The sequence below is a fragment of the Thermomonas hydrothermalis genome, assembly GCF_900129205.1.
Classification (GTDB): domain Bacteria; phylum Pseudomonadota; class Gammaproteobacteria; order Xanthomonadales; family Xanthomonadaceae; genus Thermomonas; species Thermomonas hydrothermalis.
In genome coordinates, this window is record NZ_FQUK01000005.1 from 69,623 (window position 1) to 84,316 (window position 14,694).

General features: G+C 68.8%; 12 protein-coding genes. 8 read left to right on the forward strand and 4 right to left on the reverse strand.

The features are described from left to right. Positions 1–45 precede the first annotated feature (45 nt). The 4 genes from ubiE to rpoH all read left to right on the forward strand — a co-directional run bounded on the left by ubiE (position 46) and on the right by rpoH (position 2,743). Positions 46–807, forward strand: coding sequence for a bifunctional demethylmenaquinone methyltransferase/2-methoxy-6-polyprenyl-1,4-benzoquinol methylase UbiE (ubiE, locus tag BUA29_RS02425; protein ID WP_072755039.1), 762 nt, complete (start codon positions 46–48; stop codon positions 805–807). A gap of 4 nt (positions 808–811) precedes the next feature. Beyond that, a complete protein-coding gene (locus BUA29_RS02430; RefSeq protein WP_072755040.1) occupies positions 812–1,003 on the forward strand; it encodes a hypothetical protein in 192 nt (63 codons plus the stop codon). 5 nt (positions 1,004–1,008) lie between these two features. After that, the gene (ung, locus tag BUA29_RS02435) at positions 1,009–1,770 is read left to right on the forward strand and encodes a uracil-DNA glycosylase (protein WP_072755041.1); all 762 of its coding nucleotides are present in this window, start codon (positions 1,009–1,011) and stop codon (positions 1,768–1,770) included. Between the two features lie 100 nt (positions 1,771–1,870). After that, a complete protein-coding gene (rpoH, locus tag BUA29_RS02440; protein WP_072755042.1) occupies positions 1,871–2,743 on the forward strand; it encodes an RNA polymerase sigma factor RpoH in 873 nt (290 codons plus the stop codon). Between the two features lie 130 nt (positions 2,744–2,873). Here the strand turns inward: rpoH and tal are convergent, their stop codons facing one another. Further along, positions 2,874–3,815: a transaldolase gene (tal, locus tag BUA29_RS02445; RefSeq protein ID WP_072755043.1), complete on the reverse strand. Its 942-nt coding sequence runs from the start codon at positions 3,813–3,815 to the stop codon at positions 2,874–2,876. A 50-nt stretch (positions 3,816–3,865) separates the two neighbouring features. Then, complete coding sequence (locus BUA29_RS02450; protein ID WP_072755044.1) at positions 3,866–6,052, reverse strand: primosomal protein N'; 2,187 nt, start codon at positions 6,050–6,052, stop codon at positions 3,866–3,868. A 541-nt stretch (positions 6,053–6,593) separates the two neighbouring features. On the opposite strand from BUA29_RS02450, the gene BUA29_RS11895 reads away from it, so the two are divergent. From BUA29_RS11895 to sppA, 3 genes are all read left to right on the forward strand, one after another. Further along, a complete protein-coding gene (locus BUA29_RS11895) occupies positions 6,594–7,919 on the forward strand; it encodes a DUF3106 domain-containing protein (protein ID WP_143148775.1) in 1,326 nt (441 codons plus the stop codon). 100 nt (positions 7,920–8,019) lie between these two features. Next, the gene (locus BUA29_RS02460; RefSeq protein ID WP_072755045.1) at positions 8,020–9,384 is read left to right on the forward strand and encodes an MATE family efflux transporter; all 1,365 of its coding nucleotides are present in this window, start codon (positions 8,020–8,022) and stop codon (positions 9,382–9,384) included. Positions 9,385–9,463: 79 nt separating this feature from the next. Next, on the forward strand, positions 9,464–11,362 hold the full coding sequence (gene sppA, locus BUA29_RS02465; protein ID WP_072755046.1) for a signal peptide peptidase SppA: 1,899 nt from the start codon (positions 9,464–9,466) through the stop codon (positions 11,360–11,362). Between the two features lie 99 nt (positions 11,363–11,461). Here sppA and BUA29_RS02470 read toward each other — a convergent pair whose 3' ends face one another. After that, positions 11,462–11,677: a hypothetical protein gene (locus BUA29_RS02470; RefSeq protein WP_072755047.1), complete on the reverse strand. Its 216-nt coding sequence runs from the start codon at positions 11,675–11,677 to the stop codon at positions 11,462–11,464. 61 nt (positions 11,678–11,738) lie between these two features. On the opposite strand from BUA29_RS02470, the gene BUA29_RS02475 reads away from it, so the two are divergent. Then, positions 11,739–12,518 (forward strand): SDR family oxidoreductase, encoded by a 780-nt coding sequence (locus tag BUA29_RS02475; RefSeq protein ID WP_072755048.1) that lies wholly within the window; start codon positions 11,739–11,741, stop codon positions 12,516–12,518. Between the two features lie 107 nt (positions 12,519–12,625). Here the strand turns inward: BUA29_RS02475 and acs are convergent, their stop codons facing one another. Beyond that, positions 12,626–14,569: an acetate--CoA ligase gene (gene acs, locus BUA29_RS02480; protein ID WP_072755049.1), complete on the reverse strand. Its 1,944-nt coding sequence runs from the start codon at positions 14,567–14,569 to the stop codon at positions 12,626–12,628. Between the last annotated feature and the right edge of the window lie 125 nt (positions 14,570–14,694).

The window sequence follows — 14,694 nt, forward strand, 5'->3', positions numbered from 1 at the left end:
CAAGGCGGGCGTTTCGTTTGTGCACGGCAGTGCGATAATCGCCGCATGAACAGCTCACCTGGCGACACCGGCACCACCCATTTCGGGTTCCGCGAAGTTCCCGTCTCAGAAAAGCAAAAGCTGGTCGGCCAGGTGTTCTCCTCGGTCGCCCGCAACTACGACCGGATGAACGACGCGATGAGCTTCGGCATCCACCGGCTGTGGAAGCGCTTTTTCGTCGCCACCTGCCAGCTGCGCAAGGGCGACCGGGTGCTGGATCTGGCCGGCGGCACCGGCGACATCGCCGCTTTGCTAAAAGAGCGGATGGGCGACCACGGCCACATCGTGCTGGGCGACATCAACGGCGACATGCTGCGGGTCGGCCGCGATCGTCTGACCGACCGCGGCCTGGTGCGTGGGCTCGACTACGTGCAGTGCAATGCCGAGGCGCTGCCATTTCCCGACGCCAACTTCGACCTGGTGACCATGGCCTTTGGGCTGCGCAACGTCACCGATAAGGACGCCGCCCTGCGCGAGATCGCGCGTGTGCTGAAACCGGGCGGCCAGGCGCGGGTACTGGAGTTCTCCACGGTCACGGCCGACTGGCTCAAACCCCTGTACGACCTGCACTCGTTCCAGGTGCTGCCGCGGCTGGGCCGGCTGCTGGCCAACGACGCCGACAGCTACCGCTACCTGGCCGAATCCATCCGCAAACACCCGCCCCAGGACACCCTCAAGGCGATGATGGAAGCCGCCGGGCTGGCCCGTTGCAGCTACCGCAACCTGACCGCGGGGATCGTCGCCATCCATACCGGCTACAAGGTCTAACCCCATGGACGGACAGCCGCCACTGAAGACGTTCCGGGAGAGCCGTTGGCGCTATTCGCAGTTTGTCGTCCTGGGCCTGATCGTGGCAGGGCTGGTGAAATGGCTGAGCCCACTGGGCTGGCTGGCGGCGCTGGGCATCGGCGCGGCCGTCGGCGTGGCCTATCTGCTGTTTGAAAAGAAGCGTGGTGTGATCTGATCGGGATGACCGCATCCGCCTCGCCCGACGTCCGCCTGGAACCGAGCTGGAAGGCCCGCGTGGGGGCTTGGTTCGAACGCGAGGACATGCGCCAGCTGGCGGCGTTTCTGCGCCAGCGCAAAGCGGACGGGGCAACCATCTATCCGCCCGGCCCGCAGATCTTTGCCGCCTTTGCCGCCACCCCGTTCGAGGCGGTGAAGGTGGTGATTCTCGGCCAGGACCCCTATCACGGCCCGGGGCAGGCGCACGGGCTGTGTTTTTCCGTGCCGCCGGGCGTGGCGGTACCGCCGTCGCTGGACAACATCTACAAGGAGCTGGCCCGCGACACCGGCTTCGTCCGCCCCGATCACGGCTGCCTGCTCCCGTGGGCCCAGCGCGGGGTGCTGCTGCTCAACAGCGTGCTTACGGTGGAAGCCGGGCGGCCGGGCAGCCATCAGGGCCGGGGCTGGGAAGGCTTTACCGACCACGTGGTGGACGTGCTCAACCGTGAACGCGAGCACCTGGTGTTCCTGCTGTGGGGCAGCTACGCCCAGAAAAAAGGCGCGGTGATCGACCCGCGCCGCCACCGGGTGCTGAAAGCGCCGCACCCTTCGCCGCTGTCGGCGCACCGCGGCTTTCTGGGCTGCGGGCACTTCTCCGCCGCCAACACCTACCTGGCCCGGACCGGGCAGGCGCCGATCGACTGGCAGCTGCCGCCGGCGCAGGCCCTTGCCAACCTGGCAGGGCGCCCCCATTCACATCAGAATCGGCAGCCAAACGACGGCTGAACGGCCAGCGTTGCAGTATTGCAACACTCAGGAACTCGTTCTTTCTTTAGCAGTCCAACCCGGCGACTGCTAGGATGGCAGCATACGAGGGGAAACCACCATGACAACTACCGCTTTGGTCGCCAACAACCTGCCGATTCCCGTCCCCAGCGCGATGGGTTCGCTGGAGGCGTACATCGGTGCGGTCAACCAGATTCCCATGCTCAGCGCCGAGGAAGAACACCGCCTGGCGCTGCGTCTGCGCGAGCATAACGACCTGACCGCGGCGCAGGAGCTGATCCTGTCGCATCTGCGCTTCGTGGTGCACGTGGCTCGCAGCTATGCCGGCTACGGTCTGCCGCTGGCCGACCTGATTCAGGAAGGCAACATCGGCCTGATGAAGGCGGTCAAGCGTTTCGACCCGTCGCTCGGCGTGCGACTGGTGACGTTTGCCGTGCACTGGATCCGCGCCGAGATGCACGACTTCATCATCCGCAACTGGCGGATCGTGAAAATCGCCACCACCAAGGCCCAGCGCAAGCTGTTCTTCAACCTGCGCAAGAACAAGACCCGCTTGGGCTGGATGAATGCCGAGGAAGTGCGCGCCATCGCCCGCGATCTCGATGTCAGCGAGCAGGACGTGATGGAGATGGAAGCCCGTCTGTCCGGCCGTGACATCGGCTTCGACCTGCCCGAGGACAGCGATGACGAGCATGCCACGCCGTCGCCGGTGAGCTATCTGGTGGCCGAAGGTGCCGACCCGGCCGCGGCGTACGAGGCCGAAAGCACCGAAGCCAACCAGCTGGAAATCCTGCGTGACGGGCTGGCCAAGCTGGATCCGCGCACCCGCGACATCATCAAGCGGCGCTGGCTGGATCCGGACAGCAAGGTCACCCTGCAGGAACTGGCCGACGAATACGGCGTCTCTGCCGAGCGCATCCGCCAGATCGAAGCCAGCGCGTTGAAAAAGATGCGGGCACTGCTGGCGGCATAAGCCGCAGGGCTTGCCGGCCGGTGCCGCGGCCCGCAAGACCGTCGCCACGACAGCGCAATGACCACACACCCGGCCCGGCGGCCCACTCCGCCGGGCCGGGCCGTTTTGTGGGGAAACACCGCGCCCGCGCTCAACCGCGCTGGGCGGCCAGCAACGCCTCCAACGCGCGCTGATCGGCGGCGAACTTGCGAATGCCTTCGGCCAGTTTCTCGGTGGCCATCGCATCCTCGTTGAGCTGCCAGCGGAACACAGGTTCCGGCAGCGGTGCCGGCGCAGGCAGCCGCTGGCCGTCATCGCACAGCACGCGCTCGACCCGGTCCTGGCCCTGCGCCAGCGCCGCCAGCAACTCCGGCGCAATGGTCAGCCGGTCGCAACCGGCCAGCGCCAGCACCTGCCCGGTGTTACGGAAGCTGGCGCCCATCACCACCGTGGCATAGCCGTGCCGCTTGTAGTGGTGCCAGATGCGGGTGACCGACTGCACGCCCGGATCCTCCTGCGGCGTGGCCGGCGCGGGCAGACCCTGCGCCAGATGCCAGTCGAGGATGCGGCCGACGAACGGCGAGATCAAAAACACGCCGGCATCGGCGCAGGCCACCGCCTGTGCAAACGAGAACAGCAGGGTGAGGTTGCAGTGGATGCCCTCACGCTCCAGCCGCTCGGCGGCGCGGATGCCTTCCCAGGTGGCCGCGATCTTGATCAGCAGCCGGTCGCTGCCGATACCGGCATCGGCGTACAGCTGCACCAGACGGCGGGCCCTGGCGACGGTGGCCTCGGTATCGAAGCTCAGCCGGGCATCGACCTCGGTGGAGACACGGCCCGGAATCAGCTTGAGGATCTCAGCGCCGATCGCCACCGCCAGCCGGTCGCAGGCATCGGCCAGCGGATCATCACCGCCGGCCGCCGCCAGCGCCGCCGCCACGTGCTCGGCGTAGGCAGGCAGACGGGCCGCTTTCAGCAGCAGCGAGGGGTTGGTGGTGGCATCGATCGGCCGGAACCGGGCGATGGCGTCGATGTCGCCGGTGTCGGCGACCACGGTGGACAGTTGGCGTAGCTGGTCGAGCGGGGTGGTCATGGGTGTGCACGTTGCGGTGTCGAAACCAAGCATTGTCGCCGATACGACGATCAATACAGGTCGGCTGGATCGACATCCAGCGACCAGCGCACCCGCCGCGCCTCGGGCGCGGCGTACAGGGCGGGCACGACGGCGGCCAAGGCGCGATGCAGTCGCGGCCGCTGTGGGCTGACCAGCACCAGTTGCATGCGCACCTGCCCGGCACGCCGCGGCATCGGTGCTGGCAGCGGGCCAGCCACCTCGATGGCATGCGCGGCCAACAGGTCTTTGGCACGCTGCAGGAAGGCACGGGCGGGGTCCTGCTGCCGCGCCTGCGCCCGCAGCAAGGCCAGATGTGCAAACGGCGGCAGGCCGGCGGCCTGGCGCTGGGCCAGCTCGGCCTCGGCCCAGGCGTGATAGCCCCCTACGAGCAGCGTCTGCAGCAAGGGATGGTCGGGGTGGTGGGTTTGCAACAGCACCTCGCCCGGCCGGTCGGCGCGGCCGGCGCGCCCGGCCACCTGCACCAGCAGCTGCGCCAGCTTCTCGCCACTACGGAAATCTACCGAGAACAGCCCCTCATCGACGCCGACCACCACCACCAGCGTCAACCCGGGCAGGTCGTGGCCCTTGGCCAGCATCTGCGTGCCGACCAGGATGCCGGGCCGGGCCCCAAGGGTGTCGAAATGTTTCTGCACGGCATCGCGATGCCCGGTACTGGCGCGGTCGATGCGCAACACCGGCCAGTCTGGAAAGCGCTCGCGCAAAGCGTCCTCGATGCGCTCGGTCCCGTTGCCCTGCGCCTGCAGCGCCAGGCTGGCACAGTCCGGGCAGGCCGGTGGCGCCGGTCGCCGGTAGCCGCAGTGATGGCATTGCAACATTCGGCCCTGGGCATGGACGGTCATCGCGGTCGGCCGTTCTGGCGTACTGCAATGCGGGCAGTGCGCGCTCCAGCCGCAGTCGTGGCACAGCAGCACCGGGGCGTAGCCGCGCCGATTGCGGAACACCAGAACTTGCCCGCCTGCCTGCAGCGCGGACTCGATGGCCGCCACCGCCGCTGCGGCCAGACCGGCCTGCAGCGGCCGCTTGCGCACATCCATCACCCGCACCTGCGGCGGACGCGCCTGGCCTGCCCGCTGCGGCAGGCTCAGATGCCGGTAGCGACCGCTGCGCGCGTTGTGCAGCGACTCCAGCGACGGCGTCGCACTGCCCAGCACGATGGGCACACCGAGCGCACGCGCACGCACCAGGGCAAAGTCGCGGGCGTGGTAGCGCACCCCTTCGAACTGCTTGTAGCTGCCGTCGTGCTCCTCATCGATCACGATCAGCCCGGCCTGCGGCAACGGGGTGAATACCGCCGAGCGGGTCCCGACCACCACCCGCGCCTGTCCGTGCAACGCGTCAAGCCAGGTCCGCGCCCGTTCGCCATCGCTCAGGCCCGAATGCAGCGCATGCACTGGCACCCCCAGCCGCGCCCGAAACCGCGCCAGCAACTGCGGGGTCAGGCCGATCTCTGGCACCAGCACCAGCGCCTGCCGACCACGCGCCAGGCAATCGGCAATGGCGTGCAGGTACACCTCGGTCTTGCCGCTGCCGGTCACCCCGTCGAGCAGGAACGGCGCAAACCCGCGCGCGGCGCACACGGCCTCGATCGCCGCCTGCTGCGCCGGGTTGGGCGTCAGCGTCATCGCCGCCGGGGCAACGGCCGGGGCCGGCGGCAACGCCACCGACTCGACCAGCCCACGCTCGCGCAACGCGCGCAACGGCGCGCGCCAGCCCGGCAGCGCGGCATCCAGCTGACGCTCGTCACGGGCCTCCTCGGCCAACAGGCTGGCCAATGCCTTCGGCTTGCCCGCGCGCATCGCCGACAGCGCGGTGCGACCGGCCTCGTTCAGCACCCAGCCACGGCGGGTGATGTCGGGCAGCGGTTCACCGTGACGCAGTGCTGCCGGCAGCGCGGTCGCCAGCACCTCGCCCAGCGGCGCGTGCAGATAGCCAGACAACCAACGCAGCGAGGCCAACAGCTCCCCCTGCAGCACGGGCACCTCGTCCAGCACCGCCTCCACCGCCCGCAACGTCACCCCGTCCGGCGCCGGGCCGTGGCCGACCACGATGCCGCACAGCGTGCGCGCGCCGAACGGCACCCGCACCCGTTGCCCGACCTGCACCTGCTCCGCCGCCCATCCCGCCGGCGGCAGGTAGTCGAACACCTGCGGCAGGGGCACCGGCAGGGCAAGTTGCAGGACGGTGGGGTCGGTCATGCCGGCAGTCTAGGGAATCTCCGACCACTCCGGAGACGCCCCTCGGCCACGGCTGGCCTACGGATGGCGTGGACGCCGAGCCCGCCCCGTGCGCCCGGCACGTTGCCCGCATCTATTTCCTGAATGCTGAGGAACTGACGGCAAACCGTTGTTTTCCATCGAGAAGTTTCGTTATCCACACAATCTGTGGATAACTGTGTTGACAGCCGCTTGAACACCCTGCGCAAGGGCCGGTGTAGCGGCCCTTGCGTCGTCCTGGTCAAAAAATCGCCACGTCAAAAAAATCTTTACAAGACAAGATGTTATCCGTGGAACGGAACACCTGTTGAAGCGACATTCAGGCGTGAAACCAGGGCTGTGACGGCTTTTTTACGGCTGTGCACAACTTGATTGTCCACAGCCCGCGCCAGTGCTGGCGGAGCCCCGATCCCCCCTGCTGTCAAGCACCCGCCACCCACCTACCGGGGCATGCCGGGGCATGCCGAGGCGGCCGCTGATTGGGCACAGGTCACGTAAGATGCTGCATGCCCATGCACCTGCCATGACCCAGGACTCCCGGCCATCGCCACCCTCCGCCGTCGCCGCATTTCTGCGCGGCGTCGATCGGCGCGCCCGCCTGCTGGCCCAGATTCAGACCGGCGACGCCCGTGCCGGGCAGACCGCCGTGATCGCCGCCAGCCGGGTTTTCGCCACCGAGGCTAGCCAATGGCCGATGCCCGAGTGGCCGCGGGTGTTCTGGCGTCTCCTGCTGTCCACGCCGGCAATGGGGCACACCGTGCGCCGCCCGGCCGCGGGGCTTTTGCCCGGCATCGCCCGCTTACCCCCGGCCCAGCGTGCCGCGGTTTTGCTGCACCTGGTCGCCGGTCTGGACGATACCGATGGCGCCGCCGTGCTCGATCTGGCGCTGACCGACTACCACGCCCGCATCCGTGCGGCCCTGCCGCAAGATCCGCACGGCCAACCCGATCTGGATGTCTGGCGCGCCTGGCATGCCGCCGTGAAGCGCGCATTGGACACCCTGCCCGATCCCGCCCCGGCGCCGCCTGCCGTCATCCCGGCGGATGCGACTGCCGCACGCCAGCGGCGACTGCGCTGGCTCTGGCTGGGCGTGCTGCTGTGCGCCCTGGCGTTGGCGGCCACCTTCCTGGCCCCGATCGGCCGCACAGCCTTGGATGGCTGGCGACAACGCATTCACGGCCAGCCGCTGCCCCCGCCGGCGCCGCCGCGGGCATGGTTCGACCCCGACACTCCGGCCGGGCACCCGGATCTGCCACTGCTGGCCGCCCCAGGCGAACTGGCGCTGGCCCGGCGCCTGCCGGTGCTGGCCTGGCTGGACGCCGAGGCCCTGCCGGCCGCGCCGGGGCAGACCGCGACGTTACCCGCCGCACCGCCTGAGCCCATCCACTCGCCTCGACTGCGCCAGCGTATGCACGCCTGGGATCGCCTCGCTCCGGTTGAGCGCGCCCGTGCGCGCGGCGCCTGGGCGGAGTGGCAAGCCCTGACCGACGACGAACGTGCGCGCCTGCGTGCGGCGGCAGCCCGCTTCGACGCCCTGTCCGACTCCGAACAGCAGGCCTTGCTGAGCCGCTATGCCGCATTGCCTTTCGACGCCCATCGCGGCTGGCACCTGGGCCCACGGCTGGGCCGCGACTGGCCGCAGATCGCGCCGCTTCTCGCCTACGTCCGCGCCGACGAACGGCCTGCCCTGCTGCAGATGCTGCGCAACGCCGATGCCGAACAGCGGGCGCTGCTGGCTCGGCTGGCGCAAAGTACCCCGCCGCAGGCACGCGCCCGGCTGCGAGATGCCCTGCGGGCCCTACCTCCCGAGCGCCGCAACGCCTGGCTCACCGCCCAACTGAACGGCTGAGGCATGACACCCGACCAGCGCCTGCCAAGCAGGCGGGCTGTAGAGGCGCTCATCGCTAAAATGCAGCTGCTCATCCGCCCGCGTACGGGCCTTTTTCCACATGCCTTCCCCTGACCGCTCTTTCCTGCACCGCGACGCGGTGCATACGGCACGTCTGGCCGCCCCGCTGGTGGCCGGACATCTGTCGCACGGGCTGGTGGGGGTGGTGGATACGGTCGTGGCCGGACATCACGGCACCACGACCTTGGCGGCGGTCTCGGTCGGGGCGGCGCTGTTCTGGCTGCCGATGCTGATCCCGATGGGCACGCTGATGGCGCTGCCGCCGATGGTGTCGCAGCACGACGGCGCCGGCCGCCACGCCGACATCGGGCCACTGCTGCGGCAGGCGCTGTGGCTGGCCCTGCTGCTGGGTGGGCTGATGTTCGTGCTGCTGTCGCTGCTGCCGCACCTGCTAGGACCGATGGGCATCGCCCCCGACATCGTGCCGGGTGCCACGGCGTTTCTGCACGCAATCCGCTGGGGCATCCCAGGCTTCACCCTGTATCTGGCGCTGCGTTATCTGAGCGACGGGCTGCACTGGTCGGTGCCCACCATGGTGGTCGGCTTCGGCGGCCTGCTGTTGCTGGCACCTGCCGGGTACGTACTGACCAATGGCCTGTTCGGCCTGCCCGAGTTGGGCGCCGCCGGGGTGGGGCTGGCCTCGGCGCTGATGTTCTGGTTGCAGGCGCTGGGGCTTGCCCTGTACCTGGCGCGGGCGCGCCGGTTTGCCCACCTGCACCTGTTCACTCACTGGGAACCGCCGCACCCGGCCACCCTGGCCACCCTGCTGCGCACCGGCTTACCGATCGGCGTGACCGTGGCGATGGAAGGCGGCCTGTTTGCCGCCACTGCGCTGCTGATCGGCCGACTGGGCGACGTGCCGGCGGCAGCGCACCAGATCGCGCTCAATGTCGCCTCGCTGTGCTTCATGGTGCCGTTCGGGCTGGCCGAGGCCACCACGGTACGGGTCGGTCATGCGCTGGGGCGTGCCGATGCGGCCGGCGTGCGACGGGCGGCCATGGCGGGGTATGCCCTGGCGCTGCTCACCCAAAGCCTGTCGGCCGGGGTGCTGTTGCTGGGGCACGATGCCATCGCCGGGCTGTACAGCCAGGATCCACAGGTAATCGAGCTGGCCGGCCGGTTGCTGCTGCTGGCTGCGCTGTTTCAGTTCCCGGATGGCATCCAGGTGGTGTCGGCGGGCGCGCTGCGCGGCTTGCAGGACACCCGCGTGCCGATGCTGCTGGCGGCGTTGGCCTACTGGGGCATCGGCATGCCCGTGGGCGCAGGCCTGGGGTTGGGCCTGGGTTGGGGCGCCGCTGGCATGTGGCTGGGCCTGACGGCGGGCCTGGGCATGGCGGCGCTGCTGCTTGGCCTGCGCTTTCTGCAGCGCAGCCGACAGCAGCCGACCATGACCAACGCCGGATGATTCCGCCGGCGCAGCTCGCTAGCATGTGCGTCTCCCCCCGTCTCTGCGCCTGCCCTGTGGCGCCTTCTGGAGTTTCCCCATGAACGAACCGCGTCGTCGCGGCCCGATCGCCAGCCTGATCGTGGGTGGCTGGCAGACGCTCAACTTCTTGCGCCGGCTGGTGCTGAACCTGCTGTTCCTGCTGGTGCTGCTGCTGATCCTGCTGGCGTTCCTGGGCGGCGGCAAACTGGCCCCGCTGCAGTCCCGCACTACCCTGGTGATCGCCCCGGAAGGCCGGTTGGTCGAGCAATACAGCTGCGATGCGCTCAGCCGCAATCTGGCCCGCGCCAGCCACAGCGAGGACTGCCGCGAAGTGCGCCTGCGCGACCTGCTGCGCGCACTGGATGCTGCTCGCACCGACACCCGGATCGAGCGCGTTGCGCTCATGCTGGACCACCTGCAACCGTCCGGCCTGGCCTCCCTGCGCGAAGTCGCCGCCCGGCTGGCGGCGCTGCGCAAGGCGGGCAAGCAGATCGTCGCCCACGGCGAGGGCTTTGCGCAGGGCCAGTACCTGCTGGCGGTGCAGGCCAACGAGATCTACCTCGACCCGATGTCCTCCACCGGGGTGATGCTGGAAGGGCTAGCCGACTATCGCCAGTATTTCCGCGAAGCCCTGCAGGACAAGCTGGGCGTGGACGTGCACCTGTTCAAGGTGGGCACCTACAAGTCCGCTGCCGAGCCGTATGTGCTGGATGCCGCCTCGCCGGCGGCCAAGGAAGCAGACCTGTACTGGATGGGCGATCTATGGCGGCGCATGCTGCAAGACATCGGCCAGGTGCGCGGGCTGGATCCGGCGCAGCTTCAGCAGTACGCCGACACCCTGCCGCAGCAGGTGGTGGCCGCACACGGCGATCTGGCACAACTGGCGCTGCAGCAGAAGCTGGTGACCGGGCTGAAGACCCGCGATGAGGTCAACAGCCTGCTCCGCGAACGCGGGGTGGCGGATGACGATGCCGAAGGCGGCTTCCGCCAGGTGGACCTGGACACCTACCTGCAACACCTGGATCGTGCCCTGCCGCAGACCGACCGCCGGCCGCAGGTGGCGGTGGTGATCGCCGAGGGCGAGATCGCTGCCGGCCAGCTGCCACCGGGCAAGATCGGCGGCGACTCCACCGCTGATCTGCTGCGTCAGGCCCGCGATGATGACGACATCAAGGCGGTGGTGCTGCGGGTCAACTCGCCAGGCGGGGAGGTGTTTGCCTCCGAGCAGATCCGTCGTGAGGTCGAGGCGCTCAAGAGGGCTGGCAAGCCGGTGGTGGTGTCGATGGGCGATGTCGCTGCGTCCGGCGGCTACTGGATCAGCATGAATGCCGACCGCATCTATGCCGACCCGTCCACGATCACCGGCTCGATCGGCATCTTCGGCCTGCTGCCGACGTTCGATCGCACCCTGGGCAAACTGGGCGTGCACACCGACGGTGTCGGCACCACCCGCTACGCCGGCGCGTTCGACCTCACCCGCCCGCTGGATCCGGCGGTCGCGGCCACCGTGCAGGCGGTGATCGAGAAGGGCTACCGCGACTTCACCGGCAAGGTGGCCAAGGCGCGCGGCAAGACCGTGGCGCAGATCGACGCGGTGGCGCAGGGCCGGGTCTGGAGCGGCGCGCAGGCGCTGCAACGCGGCCTGGTGGATGCGTTTGGCGGGCTGGACGAGGCCAGCGCTGAAGCCGCCCGCCGCGCCGGACTGGCGGCCGGGCACTGGCAGACGCGCTATCTGGAAACCACCGCCACCCCGTTCCCGCAGTGGTTGGGCGATCTGCTGCAAAGCCGTGTCGGCGTAGCCCTGCTGCACCAGACCGGTGGCGACCAACTCCTGCTAGCGCACCGCCTGCGCCTGCTCGATCAGGCGGCACCGCTGCGTTTCGTCGAAAACGCGCTGCACGCACGCGGCCGACCGCCAGTGACCGCGCTGGCGTATTGCTTCTGCGCGCCGCACTGACAAGAACCCAGCGACATGCGCGCAGCCGTCACGCACGCGGTTGCGCGCACATCGTGCCGGGATGGATCAGCACGGCGTGAAGTGCGCCGTACCCAGACCTCAGCGGTTTGCCGCATCGGCCGCGCCGGCCTGCGCGGCGGCCTGGGCCTGGGTGGCCTGCACCGCACTGCGGGCGGCGTCTTTGTAGGTGTTGGCAGTCGCAGTGATGGGCGACTCGGCCTTGGGCACTGGTGGCCGCTCGGGATCGGGCGGCGGTGGCGCACCACACGCGGTCAGCAGGCCAGTCAGGGCAAGCACGGTGATGATCCGGGACATGGCGTTCTCCGAGGCGGGCCGTGGCCTATGCTACGCCGGTCGTCTGTCATGGAGATTGCCAATGCACTCACCCCGCTGGAGCCTGTCCGGACAACGTGCGCTGGTCACCGGTGCCAGCGCCGGTATTGGGCTTGCCATCTGCCGCGAGCTGCTGGGTTTCGGCGCCCAGGTGCTGATGGTGGCGCGCGATCCCGATGCACTGGAGCAGGCCCGCGCCGAGCTCGAAGAGGAATTCCCCGGGCCGGAAGACGCCGTGCTGGCCCTGCCGGCCGATGTCACCGACGATGAACAGCGCGCCGACATCATCGACTGGGCGGCCGATCAAGGCGGCCTGCACATCCTGATCAACAACGCCGGTGGCAACCTGACCCGCCCCACCCTGGATTACGGCGAAGACCAGTGGCGGGAAATCTTCGAGATCAATCTGTTCTCCGCCTTCGAACTGTGCCGGCTGGCGCACCCGCAACTGAGCCGACACGCAGCCTCGGCGATCGTCAATGTCGGCAGCGTCTCCGGGCTCACCCACGTGCGCACCGGCGCGCCCTACGGGATGAGCAAGGCGGCGCTGCACCAGATGACCAAGAATCTGGCGGTGGAATGGGCCGAGGACGGCATCCGGGTGAATGCCGTGGCGCCCTGGTACATCCGCACTCGCCGCACCCGCCCCAAACTGGCCGACCCCGACTACCTCGACGAGGTGCTGCTGCGCACCCCGCTGGGCCGGATCGGCGAGCCAGAGGAAGTCGCCGCCGCCGTCGCCTTCCTCTGCCTGCCCGCCGCCAGCTACATCACCGGCGAATGCATCGCCGTGGACGGCGGATTTTTGCGCTATGGCTTCTGACCCACGACGCGGTGCTGCCTTAAGCCTTCCCGCGATTGCGTCGCCTGCGCCAGCGCGAACAGGTGTCGGGCTGGGCGCAGGCTGACATCGCCTGCGTTGCCGCGTGTTTAGCGCGGGCGGCCACGCAGCAATGCATCCACCACCGACGGGTCGGCCAGCGTGCTGGTGTCGCCCAGTTGCTCGGGCGCGTCCTCGGCAATCTTGCGCAGGATGCGGCGCATGATCTTGCCGCTGCGGGTCTTGGGCAGGGCCGGTGCCCACTGGATCACGTCGGGGGTGGCGATCGGGCCGATCATCTGCCGCACCTGTGCCACCAGCGCCTGCCGCAGTTCCTCGGTCTCCTGCTCGCCGGCCACCAGGGTCACATAGGCGTAGATGCCCTGCCCCTTGACCGGATGCGGGACGCCGACCACCGCCGCCTCCGCCACCGCCGGGTGCGCCACCAGCGCGCTTTCCACTTCGGCGGTGCCGATGCGATGGCCGGACACGTTGATCACGTCATCGACGCGGCCGGTGATCCAGTAGTCGCCATCGGCATCGCGGCGACAGCCATCGCCGGTGAAATACATGCCGGGATAGGTCTTGAAGTAGGTGTCGATGAAACGCTGGTGATCGCCGTACACCGTGCGCATCTGGCCCGGCCAGGAGTCCAGCAGTACCAGATTGCCCTCGGCCTCGCCCTCCAAGAGGGTGCCTGTGGCATCCACCAGCGCGGGCCGGATCCCAGGCAGCGGCCGCGTGGCTGAGCCCGGCTTGAGGTCGGTGGCACCGGGGATCGGGCTGATCAGGATCCCGCCGGTTTCGGTCTGCCACCAGGTGTCCACGATCGGGCAGCGCCCCTCACCGACCACCTCGAAATACCAGCGCCAGGCCTCCGGGTTGATCGGCTCGCCCACGCTGCCCAACAGGCGCAGCGACGTACGCGAGGTGGCCCGCACGGGCGCATCCCCCTCGCGCATCAAGGCGCGAATGGCGGTAGGCGCGGTGTAGAAGATGCTGACCTGGTGCCGGTCCACCACCTGCCAGAAGCGCGAGACATCCGGGTGATTGGGCACACCCTCGAAGATCACCTGGGTGCAGCCGTTGGCGAGCGGGCCATAGACCACGTAACTGTGGCCGGTGATCCAGCCGATGTCGGCGGTACACCAGAACACGTCCTCCGGCTTCAGGTCGAACACCAGCGCATGGGTGTAGCTGGCCCAGACCAGATACCCGCCGGTGGTGTGCAGCACACCTTTCGGTTTGCCGGTGCTGCCGGAGGTGTAGAGGATGAAGAGCGGGTCTTCCGCGTTCATCTGAGCAGGCTCGCAACTGTCCGGCTGACCATCCACCACGGCATCGAACCAGCGGTCGCGCGGCATCTGCATCGGCACCGCAGCGCCGGTATGGCGCACCACCAGCACGGTTTCCACGCTATGCGTGCCCGGCAGCTTCAGCGCCGCATCGACGTTGGCCTTGAGCGGAATACGCCGGCCACCACGCAGGCCCTCGTCGGCAGTGATCACCAGCTTGCTGCCGCAGTCGGCGATGCGGTCAGCCACCGATTGCGGGGCAAAGCCACCAAACACCACCGAGTGCACGGCGCCAATGCGGGCGCAGGCCAGCATCGCCACCACCGCCTCCGGGATCATCGGCAGGTAGATCGTCACCCGATCGCCCTTGCCCACGCCGAGGTTGCGCAGTGCATTGGCAAGCCGACACACCCGCGCATGCAGCTCACGATAGGTGAGCTTCTGCACCGGCGCGTCGGGATCATCCGGCTCGAAGATCAGCGCCACCTTGTCGCCATTGCTGTCCAGATGCCGGTCCAGGCAGTTGACGCTGGCATTGAGCACGCCGTCCTCATACCAGCGAATACGGAAATCACGCAGGTCGTAGCTGACATCCCGGATCCGGGTCGGGAAGCGGTACCAGTGCAGGCGCTGTGCCAGCCCGGCCCAGAACCCGTCCGGATCCTGCACCGCCTGCGCGCACAGTTGCTCGTACTGCTCGCGGTTGATGTTGGCCTTCGCCGCAAAGGTGGCGGCCTCCACCCGATCACGCTGGTGCATCCCGTCTCTCCTCTGGTTCCGTGGTGGGCACAGCCACGCCATGGCAAGGTCTGAACGCGTCCATCCGCTCCGTCCGCATCAGGCATCCGCCTGTCCGGCCAGAAGGTTGTCCGACGCGATCGCTC